This window comes from Rhodococcus sp. NPDC057014 (genome assembly GCF_042673295.1).
Lineage (GTDB): Bacteria > Actinomycetota > Actinomycetes > Mycobacteriales > Mycobacteriaceae > Rhodococcus_F.
The window spans coordinates 1-18,912 of sequence record NZ_JBHUSF010000165.1; the positions used below are offsets into that span (position 1 = coordinate 1).

An 18,912-nucleotide genomic window follows, 5' to 3' on the forward strand; every position below is an offset into this window, starting at 1 on the left:
GACAGGGTGTGGGAGAGTAGGACACCGCCGAACATCCGTTACCGAAAGCCCCCCAACACTTGTTGGGGGGCTTTCGGCATTTCACAACACTTTTGGCCGACGGCAAAGCGAAAACCGTTGCGGCACGATCTCTGTCGACCGTGACTGGCGTCCCTCAGTAGTTGCCGCAGGTCTCGGCGATCGTCAGTGCCTTCGCGCGCCACTCGACAGCCGGTCCCTCGGTTGGAACGGTCTCCAGCCGGCTCTTCAGCTGCGGGTGCGAATCGAGGACGGCCTGACGATCGGCAGGGGACTTCGAGAAGAAGTCCGCCAGTTGAGCCTTGCGCTCGGGTGCCTGATCCAGGCGCGCGGCGAGCTGCGGGGTGACGTCGTGCATCGCCGCATCGATCTGGGCGAAGCTGCAGGTGCTGTTCACGAGGCGGGCGGAGTCGGTGTCGGCCGGATCCGCGGAGGCGATCCCCGGTACCAGCGCGGCGGCGGCGAGGGTGCCGGCCGCTGCGATGCCGAGGTGCAGACGTGCTCGTGAAACGTTCATGACGAGTCCTCCAGTGTCGGTGGGTATGCCGGGGACACGTTAGGGGTACGAGTTGTGATTCCTCTGAGAATCGTGGCCCGTGCTCACGTCGGGGCGGGCGAAATCATCGACACCACCGGACCCGTCGCGCGGCCGCGGTCGTCCAGGATGTGCCCGAGGTGTTTGCCGATCTGCATGACCACCGAGCGGTCCGCCACCCTCGACCCGTGCAGCAGCTTCTCCAGGAGCAGTTCGAACCGGTGAACGTCGTTGAGGGTGCGCAACCAGACGGCCATGATCAGGTTGTATTCGCTGGCCACGAGCACCGCCAACCGCACTTCCTCGATCTTGCCCAGCGAGGTCCTCAGTCGCTCGACGAGGGGCGCGGGAACCTGCATGAAGTACCAGGCGTAGATCGGCCATTCCGAGTAGCTCCGGGCGATGTCGGTGCGCAGTCGGAGGGAGCCGTCTCGCCGCATCGTCGCGATCGCGTCGGTGATGCGCTGGTTGCTGACGCCTGCGCGTTCCGCGATCGCCGTGGTCGGTGCGCGGCCGTCGATTCCCAGTTCGTGACGGATCAGGCGCTTGAGGCCGGGTGCGACCGTCCGCGCTGCGCGGGGACGCGGCGGACGGGCCGCGGGAACCATGGCGACCTGCTCCGCCGTCAGCGTCCGGAGCCGCCAGTTCCCGGCCTCGAAGAGCACCTCCGTGATGAGGTGCGTCCGGGCTCGCCGGATCGCCGGATACTCCCCCAGGCGGTGGAGCAGGAATCGTGACGTGTCCACCGAATCCTCTGCCATCAGGGTGAGCAGCAGGTCGCGTCCGCCCGCCGTGAAATCGATGCTCGCGACCATCGGATCTTCGGAGATGGCCTCCGCGGTGGAGACGGATTGTCCGGGTGCGCATTCGATTTCGATCAGTGCGCCGCGCCCGGGCGTCCCGGGGTCGTATCCGGTGATCCAGATCAGGCCGGCGTTGAGGAGCCGTTGGTATCGCCTCGACAACGTGGCGGGGTCGACGGCCAGTGCGGGCGCGAGCGCCTTCCACGATGCCCGCGGCTCGATTTGCAGTGCATGGATGAGTGCGAAGTCGACGTCATCTGGCTCGTAATCCTGCATAGTTTGCCCTTCGATGCCGAGAATGCTGCAAATTTACACGACGGAATTCACGCGGCGGCACTCTTCGATGAGTCACTTTCCACTCGTCCTCTTGGAGTCGACATGAGTTCTTCGCCCCACATCCGGGGAGGCGACGCTGCCACCGCAGCGGTCGGGTTCCTCGTGGTCATGGAGTTCGCGAGCGGGTTGCTGCAGGGGTGGTTCTCCCCGCTGCTGCCCGCCATCGGCGAACGCTTCGACGCGTCGTCCGCCGCATTGAACTGGGTGAGCGCCATGTATCTGCTGGGAACGGCCGCCTGTGTGCCGCTGATCGCCAAACTGGGGGACCTCTTCGGGCACAAACGCCTTCTCGTTCTCGCCACCAGTTCCGTCGCGTTCGGTTCGTATCTCGTCGCGTTCGCGCCGTCCTACGAGCTGCTGCTCGTCGGCCGGGCGCTGCAGGCACCGCTCGCGGCGTTCCTGCCGCTCGAATTCGCGATCGTGCGGGACCGCAACGCGGCCACGGCCGGCCGGAGCATCGGCCGGCTCGTCGGGTCACTGACGCTGGGTGCCGCCGTCGGCGGCCTGCTCTCGGGATTCCTCCTCGACTCCGTCGTCGACAATGTCGGGCTGGTCCTGCTCGTCCCCGCCGTGCTCATGACGATCTGCCTGCCCGTCGTTTACTTCCTCGTCCCGGAGACGACGGTACGGAAGGAAGGAACAGTCGACTGGGCCGGTGCGGTGCTGCTCACGGTCGGACTGCTCGGCGTGCTCGGCGGTGTGTCCAACGCGAGCACCTGGGGTTGGACGAGCGCGCTGACGTGGTCGGCCATCGGCGTCGGGGCCGCGGTTCTCGTCGTGTGGGTGTTCGTGGAACGACGCGTCCAGCACCCCCTCGTGGACCTCGACGTCGTCGGACGGGGGATGCGGGTACCGATGCTGATGGCGTTGCTGTTCGGCGCGCAGTTGTTCGGTGTCCAGACCCCCTGCGCCCTCTTCCTGCGTGCCGTGCCGGAGACGAACGGCTACGGGATGGGTGTCACCGCGTCCGTGACCGGCCTGATCCTGGCGCTGTTCGCGCTCGCGATGTTCGTCGGCGCGTCCGTCAGCGACCGGCTCGCCCGATCCGCCCTCACCGTCCCCGGATCCCTCGCACTGGGTGCGCTGCTCTCGGCGGCGGCCTACGGACTGATGATCGTCGTCCCGGGGAGCGCCCCACTGTTCGCCCTGTGGCTCGTCGTCGCGGGCCTCGGCGGCGGAGTGGTGGTCGGGGTGTTGCCCACCGTCATCGTGCAGCAGGCGCCGCCGGATTCGGTCGGCATCGCGTCCGGCCTCTACAACACGTCCCGCACCGCGGCGGGTGCCGTGTCCGGCGCCGTGTTCGCGCTCGTGATGTCGTCGATGGTCACCCCGGCACTCACCGCCGGCGGCAAGCAGATCCCGTCCGCGAGCGCGTATCACGTGGTCTGGGCAGTCTGCGCGGCTCTGTGCGTCGTCACGGCCATCCTGGCGCGCAAACTCCGGTCTCCCGCGACGACCACCGAGAACGACAAGCCCACGCTCGCCGACGGCGAGCAAGTACGCGCCTGACAACCCGTGATACCGATGAAAGGAAATCCTGTGTCTGTCGATCCACAACTCCTCGGCACCATCGACGAGCTCGGCCCGCAGTACGCCGCGTTGAGCGATGCCATCTGGGACAACCCCGAATTGCGTTGGGAGGAGCACGCATCCGTCGAGGCGCAGATCGCTGCCGCCGAGGCGGAGGGCTTCACCGTCACCCGGTCGGTGGCCGGCATCCCGACCGCGTTCAGCGCGGAAGCGGGCAGCGGTCAGCCGGTGATCGCGATCGTCGGCGAGTACGACGCCCTCGCCGGGCTGAGCCAGAAGTCGGGAAGTGCTGTGCCGGAGCCGGAACCCGGCAATGAGTCCGGCAACGGGCAGGGCTGCGGCCACCACCTGCTCGGCGGCGGTTCACTCCTCGCCGCGACTGCCGTCAAGCGCTACCTCGACGCGAACGACCTGCCCGGAACCGTCCGCTACTACGGCTGTCCCGCGGAGGAAGCCGCCGCCGGAAAGACGTTCATGGTCAAGGAAGGTGCCTTCGACGACGTCGACGCCGCCGTGTCCTGGCATCCCGGCGACACCACCACCGTGCAACGGATCCGGACTCTCGCCTACGTCCAGGCGTACGTCAGGTTCACCGGCATCGCCGCGCACGCCGGAGTGTCGCCCGAACGCGGCCGCAGCGCACTCGACGCACTCGAATTGATGAACGTGGGCACGAACTTCCTCCGTGAGCACATGCCGTCGGACTGCCGGATCCACTACGCGATCCTCGACACCGGAGGCCGCTCGCCGAACGTCGTGCAGGCGTCCGCCGAGGCCTACTACCTGGTGCGCTCGCCCGACGTGGCCGGCATGCGCGAGCTGTTCGCCCGCGTGACGAAGATCGCCGAAGGCGCCGCCCTGATGACGGAGACGACGGTCGAGATCGAGATCGACGGCGGCTGCTCGGACATCCTGCCCAACGTCGTCCTCGAGGATTCGATGCAGGAGCGGCTCCGCGAGCTCGGGCCGGTGCCCTTCGACGACACCGATCTCGCGTCCGCGGAGGCGTTCGTGACCAAGACGGCGTCGGGACGCACGGCGAGCACGCTCGGCGGTGAATTCGACGGCGACGGAAGCGCCCTGCACACCGGGATCGTCACGTTCGACGCGCGCTCGCCGCGGCCCACGATGACCGGCTCCAGCGACCTCGGCGACGTCAGCTGGGTGACGCCGCTCGTGCAGTGCGCCACCGCGTGCGTCGGTGTCGGCACGGCCGCCCACTCGTGGCAGATGGTCGCCCAGGGCAAGCTGCCCGCCGCGCACAAGGGGATGATCCACGCCGCCAAGATCATGGCCTCGACCGCCGTGGACCTGCTGACGGACGCCGAACTGCTGGCGTCGGCGCGCAAGGAATTCAGCACCCGCACGACGGAAACTCCCTACGACTCGCCGCTTCCCGACGGGATCGTCGCGCCGCCTCTGCGCGACGTCGCTGTCGCGCAGTGACCGTCGTTCACTCCTACCAGGAAGGCACCCGCCCATGACTCTCGCCACCTCTGCCGGCGACACAACCGACGCGCGCACAGGAGCGCTGAAGGACGCTGCGGCGCAGATTATCCGGAACAACGAGCAGACCCTGCTCGAGCTCAGCCATCGCATTCACGAGACGCCCGAGATCGCGTTCGAGGAGCACCAGGCGGCCGCGCTCGTCGGCGACGCGCTCCGGAACGCCGGCTTCGACACCACCGTCGGCGTCTACGGACTCGACACGGCCGTCGAGGCGACCTACGGAAGCGGCGACCTCACCGTCGCGATCTGCGCCGAGTACGACGCACTGCCCGAGGTCGGGCACGCGTGCGGGCACAACATGATCGCGGCCGCCGGAGTCGGCACCGCACTCGCGCTCGCGGCCGTCGCAGACGAGGCCGGACTCCGAATCAAACTGCTGGGCACACCCGCCGAGGAGCACGGCGGCGGCAAGATTCCCATGCTCGAAGCCGGCGCGTGGGAGGACGCGGCGCTGTCGCTGATGGTCCACGGCACGTCGGGGACGGACATGCCCTGCGCCTCACTGTGGATGCAGGCGGTCGACCGGTTCGAGGTCACGTTCACCGGCCGCGCCGCACACGCCGCGGGCGCACCGGAGCACGGGATCAACGCCGGAGCCGCCGCGACGATCGCGCTGAACGCCATCGGGCTGGTCCGCCAGCAGTTCCGGGCGAAGACCCGCGTCAACGCGTTCGTCTCGCACGGCGGCGACGTCACCAACATCATCCCGGCCCGGACGGTTGTGCAGGTCGAGGTGCGGGCACCGGAGATCGACGAGTGGCGCGAGGTGAAGGAGCGGGTGCTCGCCTGCTTCGAGGCGGGTGCGATCGCGACCGGATGCGAGTGGGCTTACGAGGCGACGGAACCTCCGTACGCGCCGATGCTGAACAACCCGGTGCTGGCGGACCTCTGGGACCGGAACGTGCAGGCCACCGGCCGCGAACTGACGTCCGCGGAGCTCGGCGGCGGGTCCAGCGACATGGGCAACGTGTCGCAGGTCGTGCCGTCCATCCACCCCGGGATCGCCGTCCTCGGGAGCACCGCGATCCCGCACAACGTCGACTTCGCCGACGCCGCGGCGACTCCCGCCGCCGACACTGCGATCATCGACGGTGCGACGGCGCTGGCATGGACGGTCCTCGACGCCGCGCTGGACGCCGACGTCCGCGGCGAGCTGCTCCGGCAGCAGGCGGCACGCCCGGAGGGATTCACCCGGACCGCGAACTGGGCATGAGCGCGTACGTATCGCTGACCGAACTCTTCTCCCTCGGGATCGGGCCCAGCAGCTCCCACACCGTCGGCCCGATGCGGGCGGCGGCGGACTTCGCCGACGAGCTGCGCGCGTCCGGTCGGCTCGACCGGGTCGAGAGGGTGGAGTGCGTTCTCTACGGGGCGCTGGCGGCGACCGGCATCGGCCACGGCACCCCCGATGCCGTCGTCGCCGGGCTGGCCGGGGCCCGGCCCGAGACGTGCGATCCCGACGACGTCCGGGGCGCGTGGCGCAGGCTCGGCGACGGCGCCCCCGTGGCCCTCGGCGGGACGCGTCCGGTGGTCGTGCGGGAACGGGACGTGGTGTTCGCGCCGCTGACCCGGATGCCGGTGCACACCAACGCATTGCGGCTGCGAGCCGTCGACGGCGCCGGATCCGCCGTCGCCGACCGGGTGTTCTACTCGGTCGGCGGCGGGTTCGTCGTTCCGGAGAATGCGCGACCGCCCGCAGTCGACGACCGGCGTGCCGTGCCGTTCCCGTTCACGACCGCCGGTGAGCTGCTCGAGATCTGCGCCGAGACCGGGAACAGCATCGCCGAGGTCGCGGACGCGAACGAGGCGGTACTGATCGGAGCCGACCGGGTGCCGGAAGCGGTCGACCGCATCTGGTCGGCGATGGTGTCGTGCATCGAGTCCGGCGTCGCCACCGAGGGCAGGCTGCCCGGTGGACTGGACGTGGTGCGCCGGGCACCGGGTCTGTACCGGCGACTGGTGTCCACCGGCGCGTCCCACGATGCGATCGACTGGCTGCAGACGTACGCGATGGCCGTCAACGAGGAGAACGCCGCCGGTGGCCGCGTCGTCACGGCGCCGACGAACGGGGCCGCGGGGATCGTCCCCGCCGTCGGGCGATACTACGAGCAGTTCCTCGCCGACGACGCCGCGGACATGCGGACGTTCCTGCTCACCGCCACGGCGATCGGATCGCTGGTGAAGGCCAACGCGTCCATCTCGGGCGCGGAGGCCGGCTGCCAGGGTGAGGTCGGATCGGCGTGCGCGATGGCGGCCGGGGCGTTGTGCGCGGTGCTCGGCGGAACGCCGGCGCAGGTCGAGTACGCCGCCGAGATCGCGATGGAACACCACCTCGGCCTCACCTGCGACCCGGTCGGAGGTCTCGTGCAGATCCCTTGCATCGAGCGGAACGGGATCGCGGCGGTGACCGCGCTGAGCGCGGCCCGGATGGCGCTTGGCAGCGACGGCAGCCACGTCGTCTCCCTCGACACGGTCATCGAAACAATGCGGCAGACCGGCCTCGACATGTCCGACAAGTACAAGGAGACGTCCACGGGCGGTCTCGCGCTCAACGTCGTGATGTGCTGAAATGCGCATATCGGCCGAATCGGGCATATCGGGAGTGGTGTCTGAGCCTAGACTCCGAAGATGGAACGCAGTGCGAAGGCTGCACGCGAGCAGCGCACGGATCAACGGTCGACGTTCGACAAGTTCGTCGAGCAGATCGAACTCCGGGTCAGCCAGGCGCCGTTCTTCGGGATCTGCGCCGGCGTCGTGGTCCTGTGGGTGGTCAGTATTCCGCTGTGGAAGGACCTCCACGAGTGGCAGATCGCCATCCACACCGTCGGCGCCGTGTTCACGCTGCTGCTGGTGGTGCTGCTGGAGAACGCGGGGAGGCGGTCGGCCGAGGCGCTGCAGGAGAAACTCAACGTCATCGCCGAGGCCCTCGCTGCCCTGCTCGATTCCTCCGCCCAGGACGATCCCGAACTGAAGAAGGCGGAGGAAAAGCTGCGGGAAGCGGTGGGGCTCGAGGAGCGGCACTGATCCGTCCGCCCCTGTGACATGGCCCACCGAACAGGTAAGTTATGTGTAACCGCGAAAACTACTAACCAGTAGGGGTACGAAATGCCTGTTCCGACCGCCGCCACGTTCGCGCGGCTCGCCGACCTCATCGCCATCCCGGACGCCGCGGATCGCCCGACGCGGTCCGTCGTCGAGGCGTTCACGGGCAAGGAACTGGCCACCGTCCCCGTCGGCACGGCCCGGGACGCCGAGGACGCCATCGCGCGGGCCCGGGTGGCGCAGAAGCAATGGGCGGCCCGCCCGGTCACCGAACGCGCCGCGATCTTCCACCGCTACCGCGACCTGGTGCTGGAGAACCGCGACGCCCTGATGGACATGGCGCAGGCCGAGACGGGCAAGTCCCGCGCCGCCGCGCAGGAGGAGGTCCTCGACATCTCGATGACCGCCCGCCACTACGCGCGCGTAGCCCCCAAGCTGCTGCGTCCCCGCCGCATCTCCGGCATGCTGCCCGGCCTCACCAAGACGGTGGTGCGGTACCAGCCGAAGGGCGTCGTCGGCGTCATCTCGCCGTGGAACTACCCGATGACCCTCGCGGTGTCGGACGCCGTCGCCGCGCTCCTCGCCGGGAACGCCGTCGTCCTCAAGCCCGACAGCCAGACCCCGTACTGCGCCCTGGCCTGCGTCGACCTGCTGTACCAGGCCGGGCTGCCACGCGACCTGTTCGCCGTCGTCCCCGGACCGGGTTCGGTGGTCGGCACCGCCCTCGTCGAGAACACCGAGTACCTGATGTTCACCGGGTCCTCGGCGACGGGTCAGCTCCTCGCCGAGCAGGCCGGTCGCCGCCTCATCGGCTTCTCCGCCGAACTCGGCGGCAAGAACCCGATGATCGTCACCGCAGGCGCGAACCTCCGTGAGGTCACCGACGCCGCCGTCCGCGCCTGCTACTCCAACTCCGGGCAGCTGTGCATCTCCATCGAGCGGATCTACGTCGAGGAGTCCATCGCACCCGAATTCACCCGGATGTTCGGCGAACGCGTCCGCAACATGAAGCTCGGCGCCGGCTACGACTTCGGCATCGAAATGGGCAGCCTCGTGTCCGAGGACCAGGTCAAAGCCGTGTCCAGCCACGTCGACGACGCCGTCGTCAAGGGCGCCACCGTGGTGGCGGGCGGCAAGGCACGCCCCGACCTCGGACCGCTGTTCTACGAGCCGACCGTCCTGACCGGTGTCCCGGAAGACGCCGAGTGCTACCGCGACGAGACGTTCGGGCCACTGGTCTCGATCTACCCCGTCGCCGACGTCGACGAGGCGGTCGAACGCGCCAACGACACCGAGTACGGCCTGAACGCCAGTGTGTGGGCGGGAACCAAGGCGGAGGGCGAGGCCATCGCCGCACGGATCCACGCCGGAACCGTCAATGTCGACGAGGGCTACGCGCCGGCGTGGGGCAGCACCGGAGCACCGATGGGCGGGATGGGGGTGTCCGGCGTCGGGCGCCGCCACGGCGAGGACGGGCTCGTCAAGTACACCGAGCCGCAGACCATCGCCACCACCCGCGTCCTCAACCTCGGCGGCCCGCGGGGACTGTCGCCGAAGGTGTGGGCCAAGATCATGCCGCCCTTCGTCAAGGCGCTGCAGTGGATTCCGGGCCGCTAGACGTGGACAGCGCGAGCATTCTGATCGACGTCCCGCCGGCCAAGGTGTGGGGCGTGGTGACCGACGTCGAGGGCATGGGCCGGTTCAGCCCCGAGAACACCGGGGCGCGCTGGACGTCGGGCACCCCGGCAGCGGTGGGGTCCCGGTTCGTCGGCGCCAACCGGCACGGACCGGTGCGCTGGAAGACGCATTGCACCGTCGTGGATGTCGTTCCGGAACAGAGGTTCTCGTTCGAGGCGGACGAGCCGAAGGCCCGCTGGACGTACCACCTCGAACCGTCCGGCTCCGGCACTCTCGTCACCGAGACCCGGGAGATCTACGCGACGCCCGTATGGTGGGTGCGACTGGTGCAGAAATCGAAGGTGCTGGGCAGCAACCGCGACCGGCTGATGCAGGACGGGATGCGGAAGACTCTCGAGCGCATGAAAGTGGCCCTCGAGAGCTGATCTTCCACCCTGGGGTGCGGATTCGTCACCCTAGGGTGTCTGTCGCAGGTCTCCGAAGGGCCCGAGACTGGACGGTGTCCACACCTCTCGGAGGCGCCTCCCATGAATCCTCGGCCGACACCCGTCGAAGCTGGTCGGTCGTGCCCTGACGTCCGCCGCGAGGACGTCTCGTTCACCTCGAGGGGGCAGCGCTGCGCCGCCTGGCTGTACCGCCGCCGGACCGAAACACCCACGCCGGCACCGTGTGTTGTGCTCGCACACGGCTGGAGTGGCGTGCGCGAGCAGCGACTCGACGCCTTCGCGTCGCGGTTCGCGGCCGCGGGAATCGCCGCGCTGGTGTTCGACTACCGCCACTTCGGTGCCAGCGAGGGCGAACCCCGGCAACTGCTCGACATCGACAGCCAGCTCGACGACTGGGGCAGCGCCGTCGCATACGCGTGCACCCGCCCGGACATCGACCCCGGCCGGGTCGCGCTCTGGGGGACGTCCCTGTCCGGCGGTCTCGTCCTGACCACGGCAGCGCGGGACCGTCGCGTGGCCGCGGTCGTGTCGCAGGTTCCGTACGTCGACGGACTGACCAACCTCCCGCGACTCGGACCGGCCGGGCTCGGCCGCATGGCGGTCGCCTACCTGCGCGACCGGTACGCCCAACTGCGACACCGGCCGCCGCACATGTTCCCCGTCGTCGGACCGCCGGGTTCGTTCGCGGCCATGACGTCACCCGACGCGGAGGCGGGGTACCGCGCGATGGATCCGCCCGGTTCGACCTGGCGCAACGAGACCCCGGGCCGGGTGGCGTTGCAGGCGGCGCTGTACCGGCCGACGAGGGCGGTCGCGAAGATCGCCTGCCCCGTCTTCTTCGCCATCGCCGACAACGACGTCGTCACGTTCACCCGCAGTGCGCAGAAGGCCGCGGCCAGGACCCCCCACGCAGAGGTGCACGTGTACCCGGGCGGGCACTTCGACCCGTACGTCGGCGCGCTGTTCGAGCGGGTGGTCGCGGACGAGACCGACTTCCTGGTCCGCCACCTCCTGCCGCCGGTGGGCTAGCCGACGGGCGGTCCGTCACCGACCCTAGCCCGTTAGCAATCACTGTGCTATTTTGCTAACGAAACGGCCGTGAAGGAGACCGCTATGACCACCCCCACCCCGAATCCCAAGTCCGCCAACGCGAAGACGGAGATCTCGTCCGTTGGCTCGCAGTTCGTCGATGCCGCGAAGAAGGCGGGCAACCTGTCACTCGACGTATACGAGAAGGCCCTCGACAGCAGCCTCGACTTCCACACCACCCTCGGCGACGCCACCAGCGTCGAGTGGATCGGCACCGTCACCGGTGCTCAGGCCACGCTGGTGCGGAAGGTGAGCGACGCGGCGACCTCGGCGGCCCGTGAACTGCTGAAGTAAGCCGCATGCGGGGGCCGGTCAGTCGTCGACGTTCGAGTCGTCGGCTGTAGCCGGCCTTCCCCGTTTGCGCTTGCTGCGGGTGACCTCACGGAACGCCTCGTACATTTCCGTGAGGGCCTTGCGCTGTGCGTTCGTCAGGTCGGGGTCTCCGTCGATCGCGGTGACGACCCCGGACACGGCTCGAGGTTCGTTCCGGAGCTGCCCGAGCAGCATGTCGGTCGACATCTGCAGATGCTCGGCGATCGCGTCGAGGACGCGTTCGCTCGGCTCCCGGAGGTTGCGCTCGATCTGGGAGAGATAAGGATTGGAGATGCCGACCATCGCGGCGAACTGCCGCATCGGGAGCTCGGCCAGCTCCCGCTGCCGCCGGATCAGCTCCCCCAGGGTGCGATAGCGTGCTTCCTCGTCGACCACTCCATCAGGTTAACCGGTGAGGAATCGGAGCAGTATCTCCGCGACGCACACCGGACGGCTGCCGCCCGTCACGTCGAAGGTGAGCGCGATGGTGGCCTGATATCCGCCGGTGCACGGTTCGACCGCCACGAGGTCGGCGACGGCGCTGAGCGTCGAATCGACCGGAACGGGTGCCGGAAACCGCACCTTGTTCAGCCCGTAGTTGACGACCTGGTCGCAGTCGGAAACCTCGAAGATCTCCCACAGCAGGGGAACCGCGAGCGAGAGCGTGAGGTATCCGTGCGCGATCGTGGTGCCGAACGGTCCGGTCCGGGCACGATCGCGGTCGACGTGAATCCACTGGCGATCGTCGGTGGCCTCGGCGAACGTGTCGATGCGTTCCTGCGTGACCACGAACTTCCCGGACGAGCCCAGTCGGGTACCGACCAACGTCGGCAGTTCCGCCATCGTGACACTGCGTGCCGGTGTGTGGGTGGTGACACCTGTCGTCGAATTGGATGCGTTCATGGTTCCCCGTCGATGATGGGCGAAATTCTTCCGTCGTCGCCCTTGGAGATCGCACAATAACGCACACTGTCCCGGTCAGGGAAGTGCTTCACGCGCATTGATCCCGGCACCCCTTTTCGGGCTCCACGGTGTTTCAGGCAAGTGGTCCGTGGCACGAAAAAAGTTACCGCTGAGTGAATGTCGATCAGAAATGTATCTCGTGTTTCGATTTTCGACACGGGCGCCCGCGCTGTCGAAAATGATCTTGCTCGAAATATTCATTACGCGCGAGTAACCATTCTTGATGTTTATGCTCCGATCAACACAAGGGCGAATCCCCGCGACGGGGGTGTCTGGTCCAGGTGCTGACAGAGGAGAATCGTTGACCAAGACTGCGGAGACGAAGATGGCACTCGTGACACCCGATGCCACCCCCGGCGCGGAGGGTCGCGCCGACGGGTTCGGCGCATGGGACGCGGTGAGCGCAGTGACGGGCGCCGTCGGGCAGGGCCGGGTGGTCCTACGCGAGTCCCTCCGCCTCGGGCGCGAGCTGACGAAGATCGCGGTGGGCAGCTCGGAGGTGGCTCCGCCCGCCGGTGATCGGCGGTTCACCGACCAGGCGTGGACGAGCAACCCGTTCTATCGCCGCGTGCAGCAAACCTATCTCGCGTCCGTCGACGCGATCGACGGCGTCGTCGAGGAGTGGGGCCGACGGGTCGACCACCGCCGCGCGGAGGAAGCGGCGTTCGCGTCGACCATCCTCACCAGCGCGCTCGCACCCACGAACTACTTGCTCACCAACCCGGCCGCCGTGAAGGAGGCCTTCGACACCGGCGGCATGAGCCTGGTGCGCGGCGCCCGCAACTACGTGTCCGACCTGCGCCGCAACGGCGGCATGCCGCAGATGGTCGATCCCGACGCGTTCACCGTCGGTGTCGATCTCGCCCTGACGCCGGGCGCCGTCGTCGCTCGCGACGAGGTCGCCGAGGTTCTGCAGTACACGCCGACAACCGAGACCGTGTACGAGCGGCCGGTGCTCGTGGTGCCGCCGCCGATCGGCCGCTTCTACTTCCTCGATCTGCGTCCCGGCCGCAGTTTCGTCGAGCACGCAGTCTCTCGCGGACTGCAGACGTTCATGCTGGCGTGGCGTAATCCGACAGCGGAACAGGGTGATTGGGACCTCGACACGTATGCGCAACGCGTGTCTGACGCGATCGACGAGGTCCGGGAGATCACCGGCAGCGACGACATCAACGTGATCGGGTTCTGCGCCGGGGGTCTCATCACCACAGCCCTGCTCAATCACCTCGCCGCGATCGGGGACACCCGTGTGCACAGCATGTCGTATGCCGTGACGATGCTCGACTTCGCGGACCCGGCGGGGCTCGCGGCGTTCTCGGGACCGGGTCTACTGAAGATGGTCAAGGGCCGGTCCCGGCGCAACGGCATCATCTCGGCCCGCGACATGGGCAGCGCCTTCACCTGGATGCGCCCGAACGATCTGGTCTTCAACTACCTGGTCAACAACTACCTCATGGGGCGGACGCCACCGGCCTTCGACATCCTCGCCTGGAACGCCGACGGCACCAACCTACCCGGGGCATTGCACGTCCAGTTCCTCGACATCTTCGAGGACAACACCCTCGCGACGCCGGGAGCGATGACCGTGCTGGGAACGCCCGTCGACCTCGGCAGGATCACCGTGCCCACCTTCGTGTCCGGCGCGATTGCCGACCACCTCACGGACTGGAAGAACTGCTACCGCACCACCCAGTTGCTGTCGGGTGACAGCAAGTTCGTGCTCAGCTTCTCCGGGCACATCGCCAGCCTCGTCAACCCGCCCGGCAACCCGAAGTCGCACTACTGGGAAGGCGGCGAGCCGGGACCCGATCCGCAGGCGTGGCTCGACGCGGCGACGAAAAAGGTCGGGAGCTGGTGGGAACCGTGGGCCGACTGGGTCTCGGAGCGCGCCGGCGAGCGAACCGCGGCGAGCACACGCCTGGGCAGCGACGAGCACACAGTCCTGGGCGACGCACCCGGTCTCTACGTGCGCGACCTGCTTCCCTCACCGACCGCGTAGGAACACGCCTGTCCACCCCCGAGTGTCGGAATCGTCCGCCGGCACTCGGGGGTGGGTGCCGGTGTCGAATACCCTGCCGTCGGCGGGTTAGCTGTTCAGTGCACCGAACTGCTCGCGCAGAACGCCTTTGACGACCTTGCCGCTGGCATTACGAGGAAGTTGGGGGAGGACCTCGACGAACTTGGGCCGCTTGTACCGGGCGACCCGGCCGTCGAGCCAGTCCGCGAGGGCGTCGACCCCCGGGGCGGCCCCGGCGCGCGGGACCACGACCGCGACGGGAACCTCGCCCCACCGCTCGTCGGCCCGCCCGATCACCGCGACGTCGACGATGTCCGGGTGCGCGGCGAGGGCATTCTCGACCTCGGCGCAGTAGATGTTCTCCCCGCCCGAGATGATCATGTCCTTCTTGCGGTCCACCACATACACGAATCCGTCGGAATCCACCCGGACGAGATCGCCGGAGTGGAACCAGCCGCCGTCGAACGCGTCCGCGGTGGCCTCCGGGTTGCGCCAGTATCCCTCCATGAGTCCTGGTCCGCGGTAGACGATCTCACCGATCTCACCCTGCGGCACGTCGTTCATCGCCTCGTCGACCACGCGCATCGCGACCGTGTCGATCGGCTTCCCGACCGACCCGATCTTGCGCACGGCGTCCTTGCCGTCGAGCATGCACGTCACCGGCGACATCTCGGTCTGCCCGAAGAAGGCGACGATCGCGGCGTCGGGGAACGCGGCGTTCAGACGGTCGAGGAGTGTCGGGGTGGCAGGCGCGGCGCCCCATCCCAGCACCCGCAGGGCCAGATTCCGGCCGTCGGGACCGGCGTCGTCGAGGATGGCCTGCCACTGGGTGGGCACCATGAACACACTGGTCACCCGTTCGCGTTCGAGCGAGTCGAGCACCTCGGCCGCGTCGAACGCACCGGTCGGATGAATCACGACGGTCGCGCCGATCAGCAGGAACGGCCCGACGCTGCCGAGGGCGGCGATATGGAACAGCGGCGACGAGACCAGGTTGACCTCGGACTCGGTATCGAACAGTCGCCACCCCCGGATGAGGGTCAGCGCCTGCGCCTGCAGATTCAGATGCGACAGCACCGCGCCCTTCGGGCGCCCGGTGGTGCCGGACGTGTACATGATGGCGGCAGGCGAGTCCTCCGGCACGTCCGCGATCGGGACGTCGGGATCGGCGGCGCGCAACTGCTTCTCGAGTGAGACGTCGTCGGCGGCGTCGCCGACCACGAGCACCGGCACGGCGTCGTCGACCTCGGCAGTGAGATCGACGAGTGAATCCTCGACGACCACGACGGCGGCGTCGCTGTCGGCGACGATGAACGTCACCTCGCCGGGACTCAGCCGGAAATTGACGGGGACGGCGATCGCGCCCAGGCGCGTCGCGGCGAGCATCACCTCGAGGAACTCGGGGCGGTTGGTGAGCAGCAGCACGACGCGGTCGCCGCGAGCGACACCGCGGGCGGCGAGCACCGCCGCGGTCCGCGCGCTGCGGTCGTCGAGTTCACGCCAGGTGGTCGAGGCGCCCCGGAACCGGAGCGCCACCGCATCGGGTTTCGCGAAGGCATGCCGGGCAACATGATTGGACCAGTGCGCCCGCCGGGAGGCGGACGGCTGCGCGTGCGACGACGCTGTCACGGGGACGTCCGCTGTCATGGCGACGACCCTCAGGCCCGGCCGAACACGGCGGGACGCTTTTCCCGGAACGCCGCGACACCCTCGTGGAAATCGGCGGCGGCGAGAAGGTCGATCTGGCCCGAACGCTCGCGGGCGAACGCGTTGTCGAGTTCGACGAGCGTCGCGTCGTTGACGGCGTCCTTGGTGAAGTGGAAGGCCTCCGACGGTCCGTCGGCGAGACGTCGCGCGAGGGCGTCGACGGTCGCGGCGAACTCGTCGTCGGGGTGCACGTCGGCGATCAACCCGGCAGCGAGAGCCTCACGCGCGGGCAGTCGTTCGGCGAGGAGGGCCATCTTCAGTGCGCGGGCACGGCCGATCGACGCTGCGACCAGAGCGGTGGCGCCGCCGTCCGGCATCAGGCCGACCTTCGTGAACGCGAGCAGGAGATAGCTGGACTCGGTGGCGATCGTGAGGTCGCAGGCGAGGGCGAGCGAGACCCCGACACCCGCCGCGGGACCGTTGACCGCACCGATCACGGGCCGCGGGAACGCGCGGATCGCGGCCGCCGCGCGGTTCGCGGCGTCGATCGTCGCGGACGACGGCGGCCCCGAGAGGTCGAGGCCGCCCAGGTCCGCACCCGTGCAGAAGGCGCGACCGGTGCCGGTGAGGATCGCGACCCGCACCTCCGCATCACCCGCGTGCTTGTCGAAGGCGTCGGCGACGGCGTCGAGGGTCTCGGTGGTGACGGCGTTCATGCGGGACGGGCGGTCGAGGGTGACGCGGAGGATGCCGTTGTCGACGGTCGTGTGCACGCCGGGAATGTCGGAGCTCATGAGGATCCTTAGTCAGGAAGGGCGGACGGAGAGTGCGATCTTGCCGGTGGCGGAACGGGTTTCGAGTGTCCGGAGTGCGTCGCCGGCGTGTTCGAACGAGTAGACGGTGGGTTCGGTGATCCGGAGCGCGCCGGATTCGAGGAGAGGGCTCAGGGCCGCCCACTGCCGGCCCGTGTAACCGGGATGGGTGCGCACGTACTCGCCCCACCCCGCGCCGAGAACCGAGATATTACGCAGCAGAAGCCGATTGACCTTGACGGTGGGGATCTCGCCGCCGGTGAAACCGAGGACCACGAGCCGCCCGTTGGGTGCGAGGCTGCGCAGACTGTCGGTGAAACGGTCGCCGCCCACCGGGTCGAGGATGATGTCGACGCCGCGGCCGTCGGTGAGGTCGCGGACCCGGTCCTTCCACCCGTCCACGAGGACGACGTGGTCGGCGCGGTTGGCCTTCGCGATCCCGGCCTTCTCCTCCGTGCTGACCACGGCGATCGTCTCGAGTCCCAGCGCGGCCGCGACCTGCAGCGCGGCAACCCCGACACCGCCGGCAGCGCCGTGCACCAGCACCGTCTCGCCTGCGCGGTAGCGGGCACGCTCGTCGAGCGCGAAGTGCACGGTGAGGTAGTTCAGCAGGAAGCCGGCGCCCGCCTCGAGCGACACCGAGTCGGGGAGCGGGAACACCGAGTCGGGTTCCACCGCGACGGTCTGCTGCCACGCGCCGTCCGTCGCGAGGACGGCCACCCGCTGTCCTGCCCGGATGCCGCTGTCCGCGGGGGCGCTGCGGACGACGCCCGCGCCCTCCAGTCCCAGCACGAAGGGCAGGTCGCGGACGATCTGATAGCTGCCGGTGGTCTGCAGCAGGTCGGGAAAGGCCACGCCCGCGGCGTGCAGATCGACGACGACGCGTCCGGTTCCGTCGGGTTCGTCGATCTCGGCGAGCTGTACTCCGGCGGGGCCGGAAGCGCTGGTCAGTTGCTGGGCATACACGTGGTGATCTCCTCCGTCGGTCCCTGACTATCCATACCAGACGCTACTGAACGGGCGCTAGATAAAGTCGGCCATTGACCGTGCGCTCGGCGGCGTGGTACTAACTTTAACGAGCGATCAGTAATCAGGCCGAGTCGGAGGATGAGACGTGCCAGAACAGACCGAGACGGTGGAGGCAGCCGCACTGTGGGAGCGGCGCGGAGGCATCGGCATCATCACGCTGAACCGCCCCAAAGCGCTCAATGCGGTGAACGGCGCGCTGTCGACCGCCGTGGGCACTCTGCTCGAGCAGGCCGAGAACGACCCCGACGTGCGGGTGGTCGTGGTGACCGGGTCCGGTCGCGCGTTCTGCGCAGGCGCCGACCTCAAGGCCCTCTCCACGGGCGGAAACATCGCTGCGGAGGGCCACCCCGAATGGGGCTTCGCGGGATACGCACAACACTGGATCAGCAAGCCGACCATCGCCGCGGTCAACGGATTCGCCCTCGGCGGCGGCACCGAACTGGTGCTGGCCAGCGACCTCGCGGTCGTCGACGAGGAAGCGAAACTCGGGCTTCCCGAGGTCAAGCGCGGACTGTTCGCCGCGGCGGGCGGGGTGATCCGCCTGCAGCAGCAGATCCCCAAGAAGGTCGCGCTGGAGATCGCGCTGACCGGCGAACCGATCACCGCAGCGCAGGGCAAAGAACTGGGCCTCGTCAACCGGGTCGCCCCGGCGGGCACCGCCCTCGACGTCGCGCTCGAACTCGCCGAGCAGATCGCCGCCAACGCACCGCTGTCGGTGCGCGAATCGAAGGCAATGATCCACCGCACCGCCACCGAACCCGACTGGGAAGACGGTGCATGGGCGGCGAACGACGCCGCTTTGAAGACCGTCTTCTCCAGCGCCGACGCCAAGGAAGGGCCGACGGCATTCGCCGAGAAGCGGCAACCGGTCTGGCAGGGCCGCTGACCCGTGAGTACTTCTTAACCGCGGGCGGTTAACAAGTACTCACGGGTGGCGCAGCCGCACACACACTTCGAAAGGGAACATCATGACCAACGCTGTCATCGTGGACGTCGTCCGCCTCGCCTCCGGCAAGGGCAAACCCGGCGGTGCGCTGTCGGGTACGCACCCGGTGGAACTGCTCGCGCACGTGCTGCGCACCATCGTCGACCGGAACGGCATCGACCCCGTGCTGGTCGACGACGTCATCGGCGGCTGTGTCGGCCAGGCCGGCGAGCAGGCCCTCAACATCACCCGGACCGCGGT

At 68.6% G+C, this 18,912-nt stretch carries 18 protein-coding genes and 1 pseudogene; 12 read left to right on the top strand and 7 right to left on the bottom strand.

Annotated features, from left to right (window positions below):
- Positions 1-154: 154 nt before the first annotated feature.
- On the bottom strand, positions 155-535 hold the full coding sequence (locus tag ACFTZB_RS27085; RefSeq protein WP_072949256.1) for a hemophore-related protein: 381 nt from the start codon (positions 533-535) through the stop codon (positions 155-157).
- Positions 536-618: 83 nt separating this feature from the next.
- The gene (locus ACFTZB_RS27090) at positions 619-1,632 is read right to left on the bottom strand and encodes an Lrp/AsnC family transcriptional regulator (protein ID WP_378435864.1); all 1,014 of its coding nucleotides are present in this window, start codon (positions 1,630-1,632) and stop codon (positions 619-621) included.
- Between the two features lie 102 nt (positions 1,633-1,734).
- Here ACFTZB_RS27090 and ACFTZB_RS27095 point away from each other — a divergent pair, with 102 nt between their 5' ends.
- The 9 genes from ACFTZB_RS27095 (at position 1,735) to ACFTZB_RS27135 (ending at position 11,240) form a co-directional block, all read left to right on the top strand.
- The gene (locus tag ACFTZB_RS27095; protein ID WP_378435867.1) at positions 1,735-3,201 is read left to right on the top strand and encodes an MFS transporter; all 1,467 of its coding nucleotides are present in this window, start codon (positions 1,735-1,737) and stop codon (positions 3,199-3,201) included.
- Positions 3,202-3,231: 30 nt separating this feature from the next.
- Positions 3,232-4,668 (top strand): amidohydrolase, encoded by a 1,437-nt coding sequence (locus ACFTZB_RS27100; RefSeq protein ID WP_378435869.1) that lies wholly within the window; start codon positions 3,232-3,234, stop codon positions 4,666-4,668.
- 34 nt (positions 4,669-4,702) lie between these two features.
- Positions 4,703-5,944 (top strand): M20 family metallopeptidase, encoded by a 1,242-nt coding sequence (locus ACFTZB_RS27105; protein ID WP_378435871.1) that lies wholly within the window; start codon positions 4,703-4,705, stop codon positions 5,942-5,944.
- Complete coding sequence (locus tag ACFTZB_RS27110; protein WP_378435873.1) at positions 5,941-7,299, top strand: L-serine ammonia-lyase; 1,359 nt, start codon at positions 5,941-5,943, stop codon at positions 7,297-7,299. The genes ACFTZB_RS27105 and ACFTZB_RS27110 overlap by 4 nt, the downstream gene beginning before the upstream one ends.
- A gap of 60 nt (positions 7,300-7,359) precedes the next feature.
- The gene (locus ACFTZB_RS27115) at positions 7,360-7,755 is read left to right on the top strand and encodes a low affinity iron permease family protein (protein WP_012690998.1); all 396 of its coding nucleotides are present in this window, start codon (positions 7,360-7,362) and stop codon (positions 7,753-7,755) included.
- A gap of 81 nt (positions 7,756-7,836) precedes the next feature.
- A complete protein-coding gene (locus ACFTZB_RS27120) occupies positions 7,837-9,390 on the top strand; it encodes a succinic semialdehyde dehydrogenase (protein WP_378435876.1) in 1,554 nt (517 codons plus the stop codon).
- A 2-nt stretch (positions 9,391-9,392) separates the two neighbouring features.
- The gene (locus tag ACFTZB_RS27125) at positions 9,393-9,836 is read left to right on the top strand and encodes an SRPBCC family protein (RefSeq protein WP_378435896.1); all 444 of its coding nucleotides are present in this window, start codon (positions 9,393-9,395) and stop codon (positions 9,834-9,836) included.
- Positions 9,837-9,938: 102 nt separating this feature from the next.
- Complete coding sequence (locus ACFTZB_RS27130; protein ID WP_378435878.1) at positions 9,939-10,886, top strand: alpha/beta hydrolase; 948 nt, start codon at positions 9,939-9,941, stop codon at positions 10,884-10,886.
- An 84-nt stretch (positions 10,887-10,970) separates the two neighbouring features.
- On the top strand, positions 10,971-11,240 hold the full coding sequence (locus ACFTZB_RS27135) for a hypothetical protein (protein WP_378435880.1): 270 nt from the start codon (positions 10,971-10,973) through the stop codon (positions 11,238-11,240).
- Between the two features lie 18 nt (positions 11,241-11,258).
- Here the strand turns inward: ACFTZB_RS27135 and ACFTZB_RS27140 are convergent, their stop codons facing one another.
- Both ACFTZB_RS27140 and ACFTZB_RS27145 read right to left on the bottom strand, forming a co-directional pair.
- Positions 11,259-11,654 carry a helix-turn-helix domain-containing protein gene (locus tag ACFTZB_RS27140; protein ID WP_378435882.1) on the bottom strand — a complete coding sequence of 132 codons (396 nt, stop codon included), beginning with the start codon at positions 11,652-11,654 and terminating at the stop codon, positions 11,259-11,261.
- A gap of 9 nt (positions 11,655-11,663) precedes the next feature.
- Positions 11,664-12,161 carry a MaoC family dehydratase gene (locus ACFTZB_RS27145; RefSeq protein WP_378435884.1) on the bottom strand — a complete coding sequence of 166 codons (498 nt, stop codon included), beginning with the start codon at positions 12,159-12,161 and terminating at the stop codon, positions 11,664-11,666.
- A gap of 361 nt (positions 12,162-12,522) precedes the next feature.
- Between ACFTZB_RS27145 and ACFTZB_RS27150 the strand changes: the two genes are divergently transcribed.
- Entirely contained in the window at positions 12,523-14,220 is a 1,698-nt protein-coding gene (locus ACFTZB_RS27150) for a PHA/PHB synthase family protein (protein ID WP_378435886.1), read from the top strand.
- Between the two features lie 87 nt (positions 14,221-14,307).
- Here ACFTZB_RS27150 and ACFTZB_RS27155 read toward each other — a convergent pair whose 3' ends face one another.
- From ACFTZB_RS27155 to ACFTZB_RS27165, 3 genes are read right to left on the bottom strand one after another with little or no spacing between them, the layout of a single operon-like run.
- On the bottom strand, positions 14,308-15,885 hold the full coding sequence (locus tag ACFTZB_RS27155) for a long-chain-fatty-acid--CoA ligase (RefSeq protein ID WP_378435888.1): 1,578 nt from the start codon (positions 15,883-15,885) through the stop codon (positions 14,308-14,310).
- A gap of 11 nt (positions 15,886-15,896) precedes the next feature.
- The gene (locus tag ACFTZB_RS27160) at positions 15,897-16,679 is read right to left on the bottom strand and encodes an enoyl-CoA hydratase (protein WP_378435890.1); all 783 of its coding nucleotides are present in this window, start codon (positions 16,677-16,679) and stop codon (positions 15,897-15,899) included.
- 12 nt (positions 16,680-16,691) lie between these two features.
- Positions 16,692-17,663 carry an NADPH:quinone oxidoreductase family protein gene (locus tag ACFTZB_RS27165; protein WP_378435892.1) on the bottom strand — a complete coding sequence of 324 codons (972 nt, stop codon included), beginning with the start codon at positions 17,661-17,663 and terminating at the stop codon, positions 16,692-16,694.
- Between the two features lie 148 nt (positions 17,664-17,811).
- Here ACFTZB_RS27165 and ACFTZB_RS27170 point away from each other — a divergent pair, with 148 nt between their 5' ends.
- Positions 17,812-18,612 carry a crotonase/enoyl-CoA hydratase family protein gene (locus tag ACFTZB_RS27170; protein WP_378435894.1) on the top strand — a complete coding sequence of 267 codons (801 nt, stop codon included), beginning with the start codon at positions 17,812-17,814 and terminating at the stop codon, positions 18,610-18,612.
- 82 nt (positions 18,613-18,694) lie between these two features.
- A pseudogene (locus ACFTZB_RS27175) lies at positions 18,695-18,912 on the top strand (steroid 3-ketoacyl-CoA thiolase); the annotation flags it as partial.

Excerpts from the sequence above, each read along its gene's own strand:
- ACFTZB_RS27135 (WP_378435880.1), top strand. The coding sequence starts at position 10,971 with ATGACCACCCCCACCCCGAATCCCAAGTCCGCCAACGCGAAGACGGAG.
- ACFTZB_RS27160 (WP_378435890.1), bottom strand. The coding sequence starts at position 16,679 with ATGAGCTCCGACATTCCCGGCGTGCACACGACCGTCGACAACGGCATC.
- ACFTZB_RS27105 (WP_378435871.1), top strand. The coding sequence starts at position 4,703 with ATGACTCTCGCCACCTCTGCCGGCGACACAACCGACGCGCGCACAGGA.
- ACFTZB_RS27120 (WP_378435876.1), top strand. The coding sequence starts at position 7,837 with ATGCCTGTTCCGACCGCCGCCACGTTCGCGCGGCTCGCCGACCTCATC.
- ACFTZB_RS27130 (WP_378435878.1), top strand. The coding sequence starts at position 9,939 with ATGAATCCTCGGCCGACACCCGTCGAAGCTGGTCGGTCGTGCCCTGAC.
- ACFTZB_RS27155 (WP_378435888.1), bottom strand. The coding sequence starts at position 15,885 with ATGACAGCGGACGTCCCCGTGACAGCGTCGTCGCACGCGCAGCCGTCC.
- ACFTZB_RS27090 (WP_378435864.1), bottom strand. The coding sequence starts at position 1,632 with ATGCAGGATTACGAGCCAGATGACGTCGACTTCGCACTCATCCATGCA.
- ACFTZB_RS27085 (WP_072949256.1), bottom strand. The coding sequence starts at position 535 with ATGAACGTTTCACGAGCACGTCTGCACCTCGGCATCGCAGCGGCCGGC.
- ACFTZB_RS27095 (WP_378435867.1), top strand. The coding sequence starts at position 1,735 with ATGAGTTCTTCGCCCCACATCCGGGGAGGCGACGCTGCCACCGCAGCG.
- ACFTZB_RS27110 (WP_378435873.1), top strand. The coding sequence starts at position 5,941 with ATGAGCGCGTACGTATCGCTGACCGAACTCTTCTCCCTCGGGATCGGG.
- ACFTZB_RS27145 (WP_378435884.1), bottom strand. The coding sequence starts at position 12,161 with ATGAACGCATCCAATTCGACGACAGGTGTCACCACCCACACACCGGCA.
- ACFTZB_RS27115 (WP_012690998.1), top strand. The coding sequence starts at position 7,360 with ATGGAACGCAGTGCGAAGGCTGCACGCGAGCAGCGCACGGATCAACGG.